Below are 17,866 nucleotides of genomic sequence, written 5' to 3'. Positions count from 1 at the left end.
AAATATAAATTGAGAACGACCAGGAACGAGAGAGGAGGAGAGGCATGATTTCCGATCAACAATTGGCGGAGCGCATGGCCCAAGGGGAACAGGAGGCCTTCGAGCTGCTGGTGACCCGATATCACGGGCCTCTGCTCAGCTACATTACGCAGCAGTTGGGGGACCGGGCGAAAGCGGAGGATTTGGTGCAGGAGACGTTTATCAGGCTCATTCGGCATCTGGATAGGCACGGGGCGCTGGATCAGCTCAGGCCCTGGCTATACAAGGTTGCGCTGAATTTGTGCCGCGATTACTGGAGGAGCGCCTCTTACCGCTCCGAGCATGCGGCCGCGGACGAAATGCCGGAGGATGCGGACCCCTCGCCGGGGGCCGAAGAGCTGCTGGAGAGGCAGGAAACGGTGGAGCAAATCGCCGAATCGCTGGAATGGCTGCCCGAGGTCCAGCAGAACATCGTAAGAATGCGGTTCTTTCACGAACTGAAGCTGCAGGAGATCGCGGAGATGCTGGAAATACCGCTAAGCTCGGTCAAATCCCATTTGTACGGGGCGCTGCGCAAGCTGAAGCGGGCGCTGTCCAAATCATCGGAATTTGCCTCTTCCGACTATGGCAGGCGAATCAAGCAAAAACAAGAAAGCGAGGTGTACCCTCATGAACCCCTCCATTGATAGAGAATTGGCCCAGTTGGAAAAGGAGCTGGCCGAGCCCCTGCGCCAAGCCGTCCTGCCGCCGCCGTCGCCCTCGGAAACCGCGGCATTGATAGCGGCCCTGCAGCCGGACTTCGACAAGCTCAAAGCCAAAGCGGTATCCCCATCGCTGGATTTTAATCCACAGGTGGAGACGCCTTCCCTGCGCAGGCTGCTGTGGAGCCAATTCCGTTTAAACCGGAAATCGCTAATATTGACCGGGTCGGCGGTGTTCCTTATGTTGATTTTATTGATCGATCCGGAGCGGCCCTACAGGATCATGCTATTCGGGGATACAATTCCCGGCGGATTGTTCCCGATTATAACGCCGCTGATGCTCCTGGCGTCCATGCTGTTCAGTTACCGCTCCTGGGACCGCGGTATGCGTGCCATAGAAAGCATTACCCCTTACCCGCCGGCGCTGGTGGTCTACAGCCGAATGCTTATGGTCATCGCCTTGATGTTGAGTTGGGCGTTGATCAGTTCGGTGGTGGTCGGGCTGCGCGTTTCGTGGGCCGGGGAAACGACGCTGCCGTTTATCCCCTTTTTACTCGAATGGCTGGGGATCTCCATGTTGACCGCGGGAGCGGCCATGTACGTTTTGTTTCGCAAAGGCATGAGCCTGGCTTGTGCGGTCGCTGCGGCAGCCTATGTGCTCTGGTTCGTGCTGGAGGAATATACCCGGACGCACGAATGGACAATGAACGCTAATGCGGCCGTGGACGGGGGAATGCTGCTTGCCGGCGGCATATTGCTTCTGCGTTCCTACTACCGCAGCCTGCGTATGAGCGGGGGGCCGGACGGAGGAGAGCGGCCATGATTATGCTGGAAAATATACGCCACCCTATGGGGGAGCTGACCCTGGAAATCGGGAAGCTCCGCATCCCCCCGGGGCTGACGCTGTTGGTCGGGGCGAACGGAGCCGGGAAAACAACGCTGCTGGAGCTGCTGGCGACCCTTCAACTGCCCCGGAGGGGGGAAATCCTGTACCGCCAGCGGTCCGCCGCCGAAGATCTGCCGCTGCTCAGGAGCCAAATCGGCTATGTGCCGGCCGAGATCGAACTCTACGAGGAGATGAAGGTATACCGTCTGCTCGCTTATTTGGCGGAGTTGAAGGGGGTGTATCATCGAGAACGGATCGATGCGCTATTGTCCGATTTTCGCCTGATTCCATACCGAAACCACAAGATCAAGCTGCTTTCGCTTGGGATTCGCCGCCGCATCGCCCTGGCTCAGGCTCTTTTGGCCGCACCTTATTTTCTGTTCCTGGATGAGCCGCTTAATGCGATGGATACAGCCGAGCGGAAAATGGCAATCAGTTACTTGTCCCGTTATGCTGGAGGGAGGACCGTCATCGCCGCCGTGCACGAAATGAACGAATGGGATGAAGCGGCGGATCATGTCATTTGGCTCAACCGGGGAAAGATCGGTTTCGAAGGGGGGACGCGCCGCTGGAACGACGAATTGCCCTTGGAAGTTTGGGAGGGCCTTATAACCCGGGAGCAGTTCGAGAACTGCTCCCAACGGAATATGATTCACTTTCGTGAGATGGCGGAGGGCATTTATGTTCGCCTGATCGGGGGAAATCGCCCTTTCCCGGGGCTGACTTTGGCGGAGCCGACCTTGGAGGACGCCTACTTTGTCCGCCAGTACGGACGGGATAGCGTGGTGCGTTAAAGAACATACGGCTGACTCCGCGGACGAAGCCGGTTCGCGATACGCGGTACAGCTTAAACAGTACGAAGTACAATCCGACGCTAATTAGGGAAAAGGCCAGAATGAACGTATATTCCTAAATCTAGATATGATAGACGCTTCCGGGGGAAGTGTCTTTTTTGGGCTTTAGCCAGTTGAGCTGGCAAGCGTGCGAAACAAAAAACACCTGCTATGCGGGTGGTGTAGTGATGCTTATAGCCAAAAGCCATCTGAATGGGGGCGTAACTCCAAAAGGATGCAAATCTGCAGGTATTTCTGGCCGGTCCCGTGGGAATTCGAAAAAAGATGCAAATCTGCAGGCATTTCCAGCGATTTTAGAGAAACGAGCCGGTTTCGTCGAAAATTCCTGCAGATTTGCAGGAATTTAGAAATTTTGAGTCCAAACAGGAAAAAAGCATGCAGATATGCAGGAATTTTATGTTAGCAAGATTGTCTGACGGGTACTAGCTAGTAATAATCGCATCCCTTCAAGGGTAGGCAAAAGCGGCAAAGGCACATAGTAGCTTGAACGTAGTGAAAGCTAGCGCTTTTAGACGCGAGCCGGTAATAAAGGCTTATAGCTTTAGAGCAAACCACCCATTTGACGGGTGATTATGGTTAGCGCTTGAGCCCGGTTTGTGAACACGGTTATATTATCTCACGAGTCCCTCTTGTATGATGAGAGTCGTCCATGATTAAGAGGAATGGAGGACGTGAATGATGGAATACAATATTGGCGAATTCTCGGCTCTGCTCGGGATCACGCGGGACACGTTACGGTTATATGAGAAGCACAATATTGTCCAGCCCAGCAAAAATGAGAAGAACCGCTACCGGTATTTTGATGATTTTGACGCGAGGGATCTTTTGATGAGCCGCTGGTATCGGAGCCTGCAGCTGCCCCTGCAAAGCGTGGCGGATATGATGCAGCAATCGACGCTGGACCAAATTAGGGAAGAAGTGGGCGACAGCCGTCATAATTTGCAGGCTCAGATTCGCAGAAGCACCATGCTCCTGGGAAAGATCGACGAAATTTACCGGGAGCTTGAATCTCTGGAGGCAACGATGAATCAATGCCATATTAAAACGAGACCCGGCATGTATCGGTTAAAGCAAACGAAGAAGAACCGCTTATTGAGAAACGATGCCCTGAAATGGGATGTAACGACCTGGATGGAGCTGCTTCCGTTTACGTTCTACTCCTTCCGGATCGAGTCGGGAGAGACGGACGCGGACGAGCAGGATGACTGGGATTACAGCTGGGGATTATCCTTGATGGAAGACGATGTGCGAAGCTTGGAAGTTACCGTGCCGGAACAAGCGGAGTATTTGCCTCCGGCCATCGGCATCTCGGCGACGATCCGGGTGCATCAGAAAGAGAATATATCGAGATCATCTCTAAGCTTTATGTTCGATTACTTGCGGAACAACGGATATAGTTTGCGGGGCGACATCGTCGGGCGGATCATTGTGAATGAAAAACGGGAGAAACAAACCTGGTATTACCTGGAGGTATATATGGCGATTTGACGCGGAACTTTACCGGCGATTTCGCTTGACCTTGGTGCTGCACCAAGGTTTAAACTTCAGGGGGAGCCTGTGGGTGAAGCAACTTTAGTATATCTTTATAAGTGAAAAAAATCACATTATCAGGCTGTTTAAAGATGCTAAATCAGAACGAGTAAAAAAGAGAGGGAAGAATGAAATGAAACAGGGATGGATGAAAGTCTTTATACTCAGCTGCTGTTTTTTTCTGATTACAGCTGTGCTGGGCGGTTGTCAAGGGGATAAGGTGAATGAAGCCTCCGGCGGATTTAAAGCGGGCAAGTATACGGGACAGGCCGAAGGAAAAGACGGAACTATCAAGGTAGAAGTGACCATGGAGCAGGCGGACCGCATCAAGGATATTCAGGTTATCAGTCAAACGGAAACTGCGGGTTTGGGAGATAACGCGATCGAGCAGGTAAAAAAACAAATTCTTGAAGGACAGACCCTGTCCGTCGACGCGGTCAGCGGAGCGAGCCTTTCCAGTCAGGCCTTGGTAGCCGCGGTTGAAGACGCGGTGAAACAGGCCGGGGGAGATCTGGAGACGCTGAAAGCCGCTAAGATCAAAAAGGCCGGCGAAGGCAAAACGGAAAAACTAGTGGCGGACGTCGTAATTGTCGGTGCCGGAGCCTCAGGGGTGTCGGCGGCCGTAACGGCGGCGGACAAAGGAGCGAAGGTCATCATTCTCGAGAAGACCGGCGTTATCGGCGGGGCGAGCAACCTCTCCTGGGCAGGGAAGTTCTACAACTCCTCGGTCGCCGTTGAAAACGGCGTGAAAGTAAACGTGGAAAAAGAAATCGCCGATTGGATTGTCAATAACCACTGGAGAGTGGATGCGGCGGCGATCCGACAGTACGTCACAAAATCCGGTGAAACTTACGACTGGCTAAAGAGCAAAGGCTACGAGACTACGTTTATCAATTTTGCGGGGGAGCAGTTGCATATGCTGCCGGCTTACGACACCCGGGAGAAGCTGCTGCGTAATATGTTGGCCGAATCCGTAGAACAGCATGGAGGACAAGTTTTGACGGAAACAACGGCCAAAGAACTTATGACTGGGCAGCACGGAGAGGTGACCGGCGTCAAAGCGGTAAAAACCGACGGTACCACCTTGGAGATCACGGCAAAAAGCGTAGTGATGGCGACCGGCGGTTATGCCGGGAATAAGGAAATGGTCAAGGAGAGCTTCGGTTTTGAAGGCGTCAACGGAGGTTTGGGTCAAAATGTGGGCGAGGGGCTGAAAATGGCCTGGGCGGCCGGAGCGAAGGTTCCGGACAACTTCGGCGGTCAGATGCTTCACCAGACCTTGGCTCGAGCGACGGCGAAGTTGAAGAAAGAGTACTCTTCCTTTGAAGCCAGTTATCCGCTGATGGTGTCCTATCTGCCTAATTTCATGAACGTCGGCCCATCAGGGGCAAGATTCCGGGATGAGGCGGCCACGCTCACTTCGGTAGCGGCCGCTAATACGAGTGCGTTTAACGGACCTTACCATTTGGTGATCGTATCTAAGTCGCAATTGGACGCCCTTGCCTCTAAAGGGATGAAGGGGGTTAAAGCGCCGGAGCTTCCCGGCATGCCACCGGAGTTCTATGCCGATTTCAAGGATCGGTTTACGCTGGAGCAGCCGTGGGACAACGCGGAGAAGGTGTTTGAATCGATGGTGAAGAACGGGGACGGTTACAAAGGCGAGACGGTTGAAGAACTGGCCCAAAACGCCGGCATGGATGTTGAGGTCTTCAGAGCGGCGTTCAACAACTATGCGGAAGCCACCAAAACGGGGATCGATACGGAATTCGGGAAGGCCGGGGAATACCTGCTACCGATGGGAACCGAAGGTCCTTATTATGCAGTGATCGCCGAGGTCAACAACTTGGGGTCGGTCGGCGGGCTGCTGGTCAACACAAAGTTTCAAGTGCTGAATGACAAGCGGGTACCGGTCAAAGGCTTGTATGCGGTCGGCTTGGAATCCGAGGGCGTATTGTTCAACGATACATACGTGGGCAACGGAGTTGGGCTCGGCTACTCCTTTACGTCCGGTCGTCTAGGTGGGGAAAGCGCTGCGGCGGAAGCGTTAGGTCTATAGACAGCGAGGGATGGATGGTTTTTTCATAAAGTAAAATTGTACGGCGGCAGCCGGCTCCACTTTTCCGCGGAGCTTGATCTGCCGTCGTTTTGTTTATGCCGCCAAACATCAGGCGATAAAGCACTCTGTAGGGGAGTTTCGGGGGCTATTCCTGCATGCTATTTTAATTCTCAGTTTTTTTATCGGATTTCCTATTTTCAAATAACATTTTATGTGAGAGAATAGTGAACAATATATGATGAACAATCTTCATAATGCCCACTTAAAGGAGGAATCACCCATGTCAGAAGAACGCCAATTTGCACCGGAAACCCTCGCGATTCATGCGGGTCAGGAAATCGATCCGACTACATATTCCCGCGCGGTTCCGCTTTACCAAACGACTTCCTACGGTTTCCGCGATACCGAGCATGCGGCTAACCTGTTCGGCCTCAAGGAGTTCGGCAATATTTACTCGCGGATCATGAATCCGACAAACGATGTGTTTGAAAAACGCGTCGCCGCCCTGGAGGGGGGCGTAGGTGCCCTTTCAACGGCGTCGGGACAGGCGGCGATTACCTTCTCGATTTTAAATATTGCTGGTGCGGGGGACGAGATCGTCTCCTCGTCCACCTTGTACGGCGGAACTTATAACTTATTTGCGAACACGCTGGCGAAGCTCGGCATTAAAGTGACATTTGTGGATGCTTCCAATCCGGAAAACTTCCGCGCGGCGATTACGGAGAAGACCAAAGCTTTGTATGCCGAATCGATCGGCAATCCCAAGGGCGATGTGCTCGACATCGAGGCTGTAGCCGCGATCGCGCATGAGAACGGCGTTCCGCTGATCGTCGACAATACTTTCCCGAGCCCGTATCTCTTGCGTCCGATTGAATTCGGAGCGGATATCGTGGTTCACTCGGCGACCAAATTTATCGGCGGACACGGCACATCGATCGGCGGCATTATCGTGGACGGCGGCAAGTTCGACTGGACCTCGAACGACAAATTCCCGGGGCTGACGCAGCCGGATCCGAGTTATCACGGGGTCGTGTATACGGAAGCGGTGGGGCCGCTCGCGTACATCATCAAGGCTCGCGTTCAATTGCAGCGCGATTTGGGCGCTTCGCTGTCGCCGTTCAACGCCTGGTTGCTGCTGCAAGGCCTGGAGACGCTGCACCTGCGGGTCGAGCGTCACAGCCAGAACGCGCTCAAAGTGGCGCAGTACCTGGAGCAGCATGAGCATGTGGAATGGGTCAGCTATGCGGGACTCCCGAGCCATGCATCCTATGAGCTCGCCAAGAAATATCTGCCCAAAGGGCAAGGGGCCATCCTGACCTTCGGCATTAAGGGCGGGGTTGAAGCCGGCCGCAAGCTGATCGAGAACGTGAAGCTGTTCTCGCACCTGGCCAATGTCGGCGATTCCAAGTCGCTGATCATTCATCCGGCCAGCACGACGCATCAGCAGTTGAGCGAGGAGGACCAACTCGCGGCGGGCGTCAATCCCGAGTTGATCCGTTTGTCCGTAGGCACGGAATCCATCGACGATATTATTTATGACCTGGAGCAGGCGATTGCCGCCAGCCAGGCCTAATTCCAGTCAATCAAGCGAAAGCCGCTGTCCCGGGATCACGGTGAGGTCCGTCCCGGGCGGCGGCTTTTTTTATAGGAGAGCAAATAGCGGGTAAATAAATAGCTAAGGTGAAACGAACGGGAGCACAACATCGTTTATGTTATAGGCAGCGTATATTAACGGTCCATCATGATCGTATAGGATGGAGGAGGTTATATTTTGAAGAGAATGGATTGGCTGCTCCCGACGATGGTCGCCGCCGGACTGCTGCTGGCGAGCTGCTCTCCGACGAGTGGTCCGGGGAAAGGCCTTGAAGGAGCCAGGGAGAATACATCTTTGTCGATGAAGGGGAGTGCGCAGCAAGCGGAAGCTCAAATAACGAATGCTCAAAAGGCGGATGCACACGTCAAGCAAGAAGCGCAAGGCGGAGCATCGGAGACCCCGCCAGCGGCGCAGCAGGACAAACGGACGCCGGGCGCTTTCAACGCAAGCCGCAATGCGGACGGAGCGCTAGTCGCGGTACCGGCCGGTCTGAAAGAGGATTACTTCATCGATAACGGAGCTATTGTTGAGCTGGAGGGAGAGACGCTGGTGATGGCCAACGTGTTTTCCGGGGACGAGGGGGCCGTTAAAGTGATGTTGTCCCATAAACCCGGCGAAGCCGAGGTAAAGACCGTGTGGAGCGAGACGATAACGGACACAAATAACCCCTGGTACAATGCGTTTATTAGACAGCTGCTGGTCAAACTGGATGAGACGAGGGTACTGTTCCTCGAACCGGAAATGACGAATAACGGCGGCAAGTTTCACCTTTCCGAATTCAACGCCCGAACGGGAGAAATCACGCGGATCAGAGAAGATTTTTGGCCGCTGAACGAGAAAGGCGACTATGACTATATCTATCAGTATCGGTGGGATGGCGGGCGGAAAAAGCTGTTTTTGCAGAGCTATCTCGGCTTGGTCAGGGTGTTTGATTTGCGGGGCGGCAAAGATGAAGCTCCCGAGCGGTTGTTCCGGGTGATTCCCCACTCCACGACCGGGGCTCCCTCCCTGTTCCCGTCGCCCGACCTGGAACGGTTCGTTCACGACGACGAGAGCGGGCAGGTAACTTTCTATAAGATGGACGGCACCCCGCTGGGGAAAATCAAGCTGCCTGCGGACAAGTACGTCCCGTCCGAGAAGCTGAAATGGAATCCGGCCGGTTCGATCGCCTGGATGGAGTCATCGCCGGAGGGGCAAGGCCGGATCAAGGACATCGATATCGACTATCTGAGCATCGCACCGCAGCGGATCGATTTCTATGACAAAGACGGAAAGGCTTTGGGATCGCTTCGGGCGGAAGCGGGAGACGACCGCGCGCTGGATATCGTAAGCTGGCTTGACGCATCCACCGCGCACGTCAAATCCTACAGGATCGTGCCGGACGGTAACGATACCTACGGAATCGATGAGAAGGGTGCGGCTTTCTTTACTTATGATGTGCTGAAGAAGAAAAAGCGGAGTGCCGATGGGACGGAGAAGGCGGAGGCGCAAGTGATCGCGGAGCAGACGAAGGTTATCGTAGGGCCGAAAGAAATCGTATTTTCCGAGAAGTAACCGTCTATTTTCCGCGACCTGCCTTTACAAATGCAGAGGGTTAGTTTAAAATGGCAATAAAGTTTCACCAATACAAAATTATTGTCTTAGTTCAAAAATGATTATCGTTCTCAATAACATGCTGCTTCGGGGCTATCCCGGAGCAGCATGTGCCATTTTAAGGGGGTTAACAATAGTATTCATTCTCAATTAGCCCTTTTTAACCTGAAGCACATTACGAAGGAGGAAATCGAAATGCAAGCCAAAGCCATCCATAAATCATTGTCCGTATCAGCGAGTACGAAGAATACCCAAGAACCGAATCCACGACGCCGGGAGTCGCTCCTGCGGTTGTTACGCCATCGCGAGATGCTGCTGGCGCTGGGCAGCGGAGCGCTTATGCTGGCAGGCTGGGGAGTTTCGGGATGGTCCCGCGAGCTCTCCGTGATGCTGTATATTGCCGCTTACGGCCTCGGAGGATTCATGAAAGCCCGCGAAGGTATCGCCACGCTAATCCGGGACAAAGACCTGGACGTCAATCTGCTGATGATCGCGGCGGCGGTGGGAGCCGCCTCGATCGGCTACTGGAACGAAGGGGCGATGCTGATTTTTATTTTTGCGCTGAGCGGCGCGCTGGAGAGTTTTGCGAGCGAACGCAGCCGCAAGGATATCTCCGCGCTCATCGCGCTCAAACCGGAAACGGCGCTGAGAGTGGAAGAGGGCGGAGTCAAGCAGGTTGCGGCGGCGGATTTGGCTGCGGGCGACCTGGTCCTGGTAAAACCGGGGGAGGTCATTCCCGCGGACGGAATCATACGCAGCGGAGGGTCCTCCGTGAATCAGTCGGCGATAACCGGGGAATCCATTCCGGTCGACAAAACCGCGGAGGATGAAGTGTATGCCGGGACGTTGAACGGGGAGGGGGCGCTCTATGTTGAGGTGACGCGGCCGGCCGAGAACACCCTGTTCGCCAAAATTGTCGCGATGGTGGAGCAGGCGGAACAGGAAACTCCGCAAACCCAGAGGTTTATTAAAAAGCTGGAGGGGCGTTACGCGAAAGGCGTTGTTTTCGTGACCGCCGCGCTGCTTTTGCTGGCTCCGTTTGCGTTCGGCTGGTCCTGGCCGCATACGTTTTATAAGGCGATGGTGTTTCTGGTCGTCGCTTCTCCCTGCGCCCTGGTGTCTTCCGTCATGCCGGCCATGCTGTCCGCGATGTCGCGGAGCGCCCGTAAGGGCGTGCTGTTCAAAGGCGCGGCCTACATGGATCTTCTCGCGGGCGTCAAAGTCGTCGCGTTCGACAAGACCGGCACGCTGACGACCGGGACGCCGGTCGTCACCGCCCTGATCGCCGCGGACGGCTGGGACCGCCGCGAAGTCCTCTCCGCCTGCGCGTCGGCGGAACGGCTGTCGGGCCATCCCCTGGCCCGCGCCATTGTGAGCCGGGCGGAGGAAGAGGGGCTGGATCTTACCGCGGCGGAAGAGATGAAGGCCCAGCCGGGCTGGGGCGTCGAAGCGGTCGTCGAGGGCCGGCTGTGGCGGATCGGCAAGGCGGATCTCCAGGACGCGATGCTGCCGGATCCGCTCCGGGCCAAGACGCTGGAGCTGGCGGAAGCGGGGCACACCGTTTCCGTCATCCAGTGTGACGGCCGCTATGCGGGGCTGATCGCGCTTCGCGACGAGATTCGCCCGGAGGCCAAGCGGGCCGTGGCGCAGCTGCGGCAGCTTGGCGTGACGTCCGCGATGCTGACCGGCGACCGCGTCGAGACGGCCCGGGCCGTGGCCGCGGAGGCGGGCATCGACCTGGTCTACGGCGGCCTGCTGCCGGAGGACAAAGTCCGCCATGTCGGCGAGCTCCGCGCCCGGTTCGGGCAGGCCGCGATGGTCGGCGACGGCGTCAATGACGCCCCGGCGCTGGCGGCCTCCAGCGTCGGCATCGCGATGGGCGACGGCGGCAGCGGCGCGGCACTGGAAGTGGCCGACGTCGTGCTGATGAACGGCCATCTGGAACGCGTCGCCGATACGATCTCGCTGGCGGTCCGGGCCCGGCGGATCGTGAAGCAGAACCTGATTTTCGCCGGAGTCGTGATCCTGCTGCTGATCGCCGGCAATTTTGTGCAGGGGATTCCGCTTCCGCTCGGCGTCATCGGGCACGAGGGCAGCACGATTCTCGTCATATTGAACGGTCTGCGTCTGCTTCGATAAATGGTTCGGGAGATGCGGCGATCATCTTCATCAGACCTTCATATAAACTTCACCGAACCCCTCCGGTACGATTGTTGACACTCCGGCGGGGATTCCACATAATTAGTTTCATAGTTGTAGTATTCGCAGACTGCCTTTGAAGGAGGATTTATTATATGTATAAATCGATTATTATCGGAACCGGACCGGCGGGGTTAACCGCCGCGATTTATCTGGCCCGCGCCAATTTGAACCCCCTCGTCATCGAAGGACCGCAGCCGGGCGGACAGCTTACCACCACCACGGAAGTCGAGAACTTTCCCGGATTTCCCGAGGGGATCCAGGGGCCGGAATTGATGGATAATATGCGCAAACAAGCCGAGCGCTTCGGAGCGGAATTCCGGACCGGCTGGGTGAACAGCGTGGATATGAGCTCCCGGCCGTTCAAGCTTCAAGTGGAAGGTCTGGGGGAACTGGTGACCGAAACGATCGTCCTGTCGACGGGTGCTTCCGCCAAATACCTCGGCATTCCGGGAGAAACCGATAATGTCGGCCGCGGGGTCAGCACATGCGCCACATGCGACGGCTTCTTTTTCCGGGGGAAAGAAATCATCGTCGTGGGCGGGGGAGACTCCGCGTTGGAGGAAGCGGGCTTCCTGACACGCTTCGCTTCCAAGGTAACTCTGGTGCATCGCCGCGACGAGCTCCGCGCCTCGAAGATCATGCAGGACCGCGTGCGTTCCAACGAGAAGGTCGAATGGGCGCTCAACCGCACGCCGCTGGAAGTGGTAACCAATGATGTCGGCGTAACGGGGCTGAAAGTGCGAAATAACGCGACTGGGGAAGAGGAGATCATTCCGGCGGCCGGCGTGTTCGTGGCGATCGGACATCATCCGAACACCGGCTTCCTCGGCGGACAAATCGATTTGGATGAGAACGGGTATATTATCGTGAAGCCGGGCACTTCGGAAACCAATGTCCCTGGCGTGTTCGCTTGCGGAGACGTGCAGGATACGCGCTACCGTCAGGCGATTACCGCGGCGGGCAGCGGATGTATGGCTGCGCTTGATTGCGAGAGATACATCGAGAATCTGGAACATCAAGCCGCCGCGGTGGCCGCGAACTAATCCTAGTCGGAAGGGAGGGACCCGTCGTGGACAATGTCATTGTATACACAAGCACCAACTGCCCTCACTGCCGTCAAGTCAAAAGCTTTCTGAGCGAGAAGGGCGTCGCTTTCGAGGAGCGTAACATCGAGCAGAACGAAGAGTACGCCCAACAGGTTTGGGATATGGGAATGCGGGCGGTTCCGGTGACCGTAATCGGGGAGCATCGCATTTTGGGGATGAACAAAACCAAGTTTGAGAAAGTTTTGGCTGAGGCGGAATAAGCGCCTTTCCGAAAAAAACGAAGGGGTACCCTACGATCGGAGATCGGACCGTGGGGTCCCCTTTTTGTGCTGCGGTTTGATCGTCGATAGAAAAGAGCTGTTCCGCCGCAGCGATTGCACCGCTACCTGGACAGCTCCTTATTTTTGCGCGGCCTGAGCCGGTTTATGGATTGCCTAAACAAACGAGGTTAGCTAAGCAGACTTACCACAAGCTGAAAGACGAAGTAGCCGATGACACCGCTTCCGATCAAGCCGAAGCCCGCTTTTTTCCGGCCCTGAAACAAACGCAGCACCCCTAGACTGACCAAGGGAGCGATAATCAGCAAAAAGAACATGACGGTAACGAACAATTCGATGGAAATATCCGAAAGATTGACAATGGTCATAGCTTTTGACCGCTCCGTTTCTATTGAGTTTGAATATGCAATGATTTATATCACAGTACAAGTTAGTTTAATTATACCAAAGCTTGATTCGATTTGGGCAAGACGATGTCATAAAATAAGTCGATTTCACGTCATTTCATTGGATCGGCGGGGGAACATTTTTCGCGGTTTTCCCCCCCATCCGCCTCGACAAAACTAGAAGACCTTTGCAGGACAGCCTGTGCTACAATGGGCTTAAAGACACCGGATTCGCCCGCATCACATTCCAGGAACCGACCGTTGGCATACAGAGGAGGTTAGAGGGAATATGGGACAAGGTACGACTAGACGTTGGATGACGGCAGGGCTGCTGGGAGCTGTGCTGGTAGGAAGCGTTCCCGCCAATTGGAGCACCATTTCGGTATTTGCCTCCACCGAAAGCAAAGCCTATGTCACCTCCGCTGACGCTGTACAGCAGGAGATGGCCGCCGGACTGAAGGCCCGTGCAACCTCTATGACTATCAAATACAAGGGTCCGACGAAACAACTGGAGAAGCTGCTGAAGCAGGCGATGGAGGGAGCGCTGGAATCCGACCCGTACACGAAATATGTGGTCGAAGGGTACGCCTATACTTGGCGGGGAACGGCCGGTATGGCGAAGATCCATTTAAACGTCGACTATCGAGAAACCGCGGAGAATACGCGCTTTGTGGATCAGAAGGCCGCGGAAATATTAAAACGGATTATCACGCCCGATATGAACAGTCATCAGAGGGTGAAGGCCATTCATGATTACGTGGTGCAGAATTTGGAGTATGACAAGGAACTGAAGAAGTATACGGCCTATGAAGCCTTAAAGTCCGGTCAAGCGGTCTGTCAGGGGTACACCTTGTTGACTTACAAGCTTCTTAAGGGAGCGGGGATCGAAAACCGGATCGTCGAGGGTGTGGCCGGCGGCCAGCTCCATGCCTGGAACCTCGTAAGATTAGAAAACAGGTGGTATCATCTCGATACCACCTGGAACGATCCGCTGTCCGCGCCGAAGGACGGGATCCGATATGAATATTATTTACAAACCGACGCCCAGATGCGGAAGGATCATCATTGGACCGCTTCGCGCTATCCGGCGGCTGCCACGCTTTACCGCGAAGTTGTGCGCGGGCTGGCGAACCGGGGGGGAGCGGATGCGGAGGCGTACCGAAACCTGGAGCGGCAGCTCGGTTTCGAACTGTATGACCCCGACAGCGCCGTCCGCACGGCGGCGGAGCTGAAGGAGAAGGTCCGCCAGGAGCTGCGGGCCGGCGGGCTTACCGTCACGGTTCGCTATGCCGGCGCTGAGGACCTCCTGGTCGAGAACCTCGGGACCCTCTACGATTTAAGAAGCATCGATCACATCCAGTATTTTGCCGAGCCCCTGGACGGGACAGGGGACCTTCGCGTGGAGATCCACTGGGAAACAGACTAAACCCAGACCCTACTAATGGCTCGCCGTTCTATGCCGCCCCTATTCCATCGGCCGGGCCGGCGTATCGAGATCGCACTCCTGCAGAGGGATAAGCTTCGACCGCTTGATCCATTTATACCCCAGCCAGACGGCAAGGAACAGCGGAATGCTGATATAAGAAACGACAACGCCATACCAATCGATCCGGCCGCCTGTAAAGGCGGCCATATTTTGTCCCAAAATGACGATGATACAGAGGACAAAAGCGAACAGCGGGCCGAACGGAAACCATCTTGCTTTGTAAGGCAGATCCTTCAAATCCCGTCCTTGGGCGACAAAGGCCCGGCGGAAACGGTAATGGCTGATCGCGATGCCGAGCCACGTAATGAATCCGCACATCCCGGAGGCGTTCAGCAGCCAGTTATAGACGACACCGTCCCCGAACAGGGAGGCGAAAAAGGCGGTCATGCCGATCAGCGTCGTCAGCAGCAGAGCGTTGACCGGCAGCCCGCGGCGGCTCAGTTTGGCGAGAAACTTCGGCGCTTTGCCGCGTTTGGCCAGGGAGTACAGGACGCGCGAAGACGCGTACATCCCGGAGTTGCCGGCCGACAGCACGGAGGACAGAATGACCGCGTTCATGACGGAAGCGGCGAAGGCCATGCCGGCTTTTTCAAAGACGAGCGTGAACGGGCTGACCCCGATGCTCTCCAGCCCGTCTTTGAGCAGGTTGGGGTTGGTGTACGGGATAATCAGGCCGATCACCAGGATCGCCAAAATGTAAAACAGCAAAATACGCCAGAACACTTGGCGGATGGCCCGCGGCACATGTTCGCGCGGATTGTCGCTCTCCCCGGCCGCCACGCCGACCATTTCCGTACCCTGGAAGGAGAATCCCGCGGCCATGAAGACGCCGAGGAACGTGAAGAATCCGCCATGGAACGGAGCGTCTCCCACGGTAAAGTTCTTGAAGCCGATCGCTTCACCGCCCATAATGCCGAAGATCATCAGAACGCCGACAATCAGGAACACAATGACAACGGCGATCTTGATCATGGCGAACCAATACTCCGATTCGCCGTAGCCTTTGACGGACAGGACATTCAGTCCGAAGATCAGGGCGAGGAACAGAACGCTCCACAGCAGGGAGGAGCTTTCCGGGAACCAGTACTTGATAATCAGCGTAGCCGCGGACAGCTCGGCCGCGATCGTAATCGCCCAGTTGTACCAGAAATTCCAACCCATCGCGAAGCCGAGGGAGGGGTCGACAAACCGCGAAGCATAGGTTTCGAAAGAACCCGAATCCGGCATATAGGTAGCGAGTTCCCCCAGGCTGGTCATCAGAAAATACACCATAATGCCGACGGCCGCGTAGGCCAGAAGGGCGCCGCCGGGACCGGCGGATGCGATCGCGCCGCCGCTGGCGAGAAACAGGCCCGTACCGATGGAGCCGCCGAGCGCGATCATCGTCATATGCCGGGCTTTCAAGCCGGGCTTGAGCGACTGCGCGGTGCTGATATTTTTTTTGCTCATCCATAACACTCCACTCTATAAAAGATAAATAAGATTTGCGTCATTCCTGCATCTAGTATCCTCCAGAAGCGGGAAATTCAAGCTGCGGGACCGGGAAAATAGAAAAAGGCCGCGGAAAGGGATCCGCGGCCTGACATATATACCGATGCACCCTCACCATTCTGCAAGATAGCTCAACACGGTTCTTCCGGTGAAGAATAACCGTGACAGTTCTGTCCCTTTCGGTAACAGCCCCAGCACGCCGCGGTACAGAAGCCATGCGGCGATGCTTCGGCGACGGCGCCTTTCCACAGGAATCACGGGCGGCTTCAAACGCCTCCTCCAGTGTACTCTTCACAGTCGCGACCTCTACCTCACCTGAAATGATGAGGTTCCTATTCAATTGATAAACTCGGTCTTGCAACAATGTATTAGTATATAGCAAGCCGGTCGGCCGGACAATATCAAAATTATGACATTGTCTTACGATTTGTCGGCTGGGCGGTCGCGTTTGGCCATCTGCTGCCAAACGGTACCGGCCGCCTGCTCGCCGGATTCGATCCGCTCCACGGCCATTCGGGCCTGGAGACCGACCTCGAATTCGGGATCGTCCACGGCGGCCTTGAGCGCATCCAGAGCGTCGTCCGTGCCGACCTCGTAAAGAAAGCGGGCGGCCCGCCACCGGACGAGCTTGCTCGGATCCTGCAGCGCGGCGATCATCGGTCCGGTTGCGGCGGGGTCGCCGATATCGGACAGCGTATCGCCGGCGGTGCGGCGGACGGCGGCGGAGCTGTCGCGCAGCGCCCCGTACAGCAGCTCCAGCGCTTCCGGCGTGCGCACGTCGCCGAGATACACGACCGCGAGCCGGCGGACCTGCATCTGCGGATCACGGACCGCTTCCGCCAGCAGCGGCAGCGCTTCGGGTCCCGGCTGCAGCGCCTCGAGCCCGGCGTAACGCACGTGCCAATCCTCGTGCCGCAGCCGTTCGCGGACCTCGTCCAGGCTCAGCTCGCGCCGCTGCTCGACGAATTCCGTCTCGCTGCGTCCGTGCGCGATCGCCTGGGCCTTGATCGCCTCCAGCCGTTCCGGCGGATAGGCCGCCTCAAGCTCCTGCTCGACCTCGCGCGCGATCTCCTCCAGCTCGCCGTAGCGGACGCCGTAGTCCGTCAGCTTGCGCTCCTTGATCAGCGTGGCGCTGGCCACTTCGGTGACGGCGGAGACGAAGCGCGTCGCGAGGGAAATTCGTTCCTCGCGGGCGCCGGATTTGACGCGGATTTGCATCGGGATGCCGCGGAAAAACTGGACAAACACCTGGGCCTCGCCGTAGCCCGCCGCTTCGGCCGCCTCCGGATCCCAGGCCGAGTCCACCCGTTCCTGCCCGAACTGCTCCTGGACCTCAGCCAAGATCGCCGCCCAGTCGGCATGGCCTTTCCGGTCCAGCGCGATAAAGTCGGCGGTGTGAAAAATGCTCTTGACCCCCGGGATCTGGAGCAACTGACGGATCCAGGCCGGCGCGGAACGGGCGTTGTCGAGCGTGTATGTTTTGCGGATCCCCGGTTCCAGAGTCTCGTCCAAATGCAGTTTCATGGAGTTGGGACTCGGAGTCGGTTCGATAAATACAATTTTCATAGGATGTTCACATCTCCTTCCAAAGTCTATTTTAACCGATGCCGGCTGAGATCCCAACAATTTGCGACACGGTGTCTTCAACCGCGGCAGGGCGGGGTAAGGAATAAAGTGAAACCCGATTAGCACATGCTACCCATGGGAAAACAAGGGACGGTTACCAGAAGGGGGACAAGACCATGTTCAAAAAGCAGGAAAAAACATTGACCATTGTCTGTCTG

At 56.2% G+C, this 17,866-nt stretch carries 14 protein-coding genes and 1 riboswitch; of the genes, 11 read left to right on the top strand and 3 right to left on the bottom strand.

Features of this window, described 5'->3' with window-relative positions; translation table 11 throughout:
- Positions 1–44: 44 nt before the first annotated feature.
- From FRY98_RS27410 to FRY98_RS27365, 10 genes are all read left to right on the top strand, one after another.
- Complete coding sequence (locus FRY98_RS27410; RefSeq protein WP_148457874.1) at positions 45–665, top strand: RNA polymerase sigma factor; 621 nt, start codon at positions 45–47, stop codon at positions 663–665.
- Complete coding sequence (locus tag FRY98_RS27405; RefSeq protein WP_148457873.1) at positions 649–1,503, top strand: hypothetical protein; 855 nt, start codon at positions 649–651, stop codon at positions 1,501–1,503. The genes FRY98_RS27410 and FRY98_RS27405 overlap by 17 nt, the downstream gene beginning before the upstream one ends.
- Positions 1,500–2,360, top strand: coding sequence for an ATP-binding cassette domain-containing protein (locus FRY98_RS27400; protein ID WP_148457872.1), 861 nt, complete (start codon positions 1,500–1,502; stop codon positions 2,358–2,360). Before FRY98_RS27405 ends, FRY98_RS27400 begins: the two co-directional genes overlap by 4 nt.
- A gap of 735 nt (positions 2,361–3,095) precedes the next feature.
- The gene (locus FRY98_RS27395) at positions 3,096–3,908 is read left to right on the top strand and encodes a MerR family transcriptional regulator (RefSeq protein WP_225039534.1); all 813 of its coding nucleotides are present in this window, start codon (positions 3,096–3,098) and stop codon (positions 3,906–3,908) included.
- 175 nt (positions 3,909–4,083) lie between these two features.
- A complete protein-coding gene (locus tag FRY98_RS27390) occupies positions 4,084–6,006 on the top strand; it encodes an FAD-binding protein (protein ID WP_148457871.1) in 1,923 nt (640 codons plus the stop codon).
- A 280-nt stretch (positions 6,007–6,286) separates the two neighbouring features.
- Positions 6,287–7,579, top strand: coding sequence for a homocysteine synthase (locus FRY98_RS27385; RefSeq protein ID WP_148457870.1), 1,293 nt, complete (start codon positions 6,287–6,289; stop codon positions 7,577–7,579).
- A 198-nt stretch (positions 7,580–7,777) separates the two neighbouring features.
- Positions 7,778–9,154, top strand: a complete 1,377-nt coding sequence (locus tag FRY98_RS27380) for a hypothetical protein (protein ID WP_148457869.1) — start codon at positions 7,778–7,780, stop codon at positions 9,152–9,154.
- 234 nt (positions 9,155–9,388) lie between these two features.
- Entirely contained in the window at positions 9,389–11,332 is a 1,944-nt protein-coding gene (locus tag FRY98_RS27375) for a heavy metal translocating P-type ATPase (protein ID WP_148457868.1), read from the top strand.
- Between the two features lie 155 nt (positions 11,333–11,487).
- Complete coding sequence (trxB, locus tag FRY98_RS27370) at positions 11,488–12,438, top strand: thioredoxin-disulfide reductase (RefSeq protein WP_148457867.1); 951 nt, start codon at positions 11,488–11,490, stop codon at positions 12,436–12,438.
- Positions 12,439–12,464: 26 nt separating this feature from the next.
- Positions 12,465–12,701 (top strand): glutaredoxin family protein, encoded by a 237-nt coding sequence (locus FRY98_RS27365; protein WP_148457866.1) that lies wholly within the window; start codon positions 12,465–12,467, stop codon positions 12,699–12,701.
- A 188-nt stretch (positions 12,702–12,889) separates the two neighbouring features.
- On the opposite strand, the gene FRY98_RS27360 is transcribed toward FRY98_RS27365, so the two are convergent.
- Positions 12,890–13,087 (bottom strand): hypothetical protein, encoded by a 198-nt coding sequence (locus FRY98_RS27360; protein ID WP_148457865.1) that lies wholly within the window; start codon positions 13,085–13,087, stop codon positions 12,890–12,892.
- 307 nt (positions 13,088–13,394) lie between these two features.
- Between FRY98_RS27360 and FRY98_RS27355 the strand changes: the two genes are divergently transcribed.
- Positions 13,395–14,531 carry a transglutaminase domain-containing protein gene (locus FRY98_RS27355; RefSeq protein WP_148457864.1) on the top strand — a complete coding sequence of 379 codons (1,137 nt, stop codon included), beginning with the start codon at positions 13,395–13,397 and terminating at the stop codon, positions 14,529–14,531.
- Between the two features lie 39 nt (positions 14,532–14,570).
- Here the strand turns inward: FRY98_RS27355 and FRY98_RS27350 are convergent, their stop codons facing one another.
- Both FRY98_RS27350 and FRY98_RS27345 read right to left on the bottom strand, forming a co-directional pair.
- Positions 14,571–16,040 (bottom strand): amino acid permease, encoded by a 1,470-nt coding sequence (locus FRY98_RS27350; protein ID WP_148457863.1) that lies wholly within the window; start codon positions 16,038–16,040, stop codon positions 14,571–14,573.
- Positions 16,041–16,201: 161 nt separating this feature from the next.
- Positions 16,202–16,399: riboswitch (Lysine riboswitch) on the bottom strand.
- A gap of 103 nt (positions 16,400–16,502) precedes the next feature.
- Entirely contained in the window at positions 16,503–17,648 is a 1,146-nt protein-coding gene (locus FRY98_RS27345; RefSeq protein ID WP_148457989.1) for a virulence factor, read from the bottom strand.
- Between the last annotated feature and the right edge of the window lie 218 nt (positions 17,649–17,866).

The organism is Paenibacillus faecis (assembly GCF_008084145.1).
GTDB classification, from domain to species: domain Bacteria; phylum Bacillota; class Bacilli; order Paenibacillales; family Paenibacillaceae; genus Fontibacillus; species Fontibacillus faecis.
The sequence above is the reverse complement of the archived record's forward strand: the minus strand, read 5'-3'. Positions and strand labels throughout refer to the sequence as shown.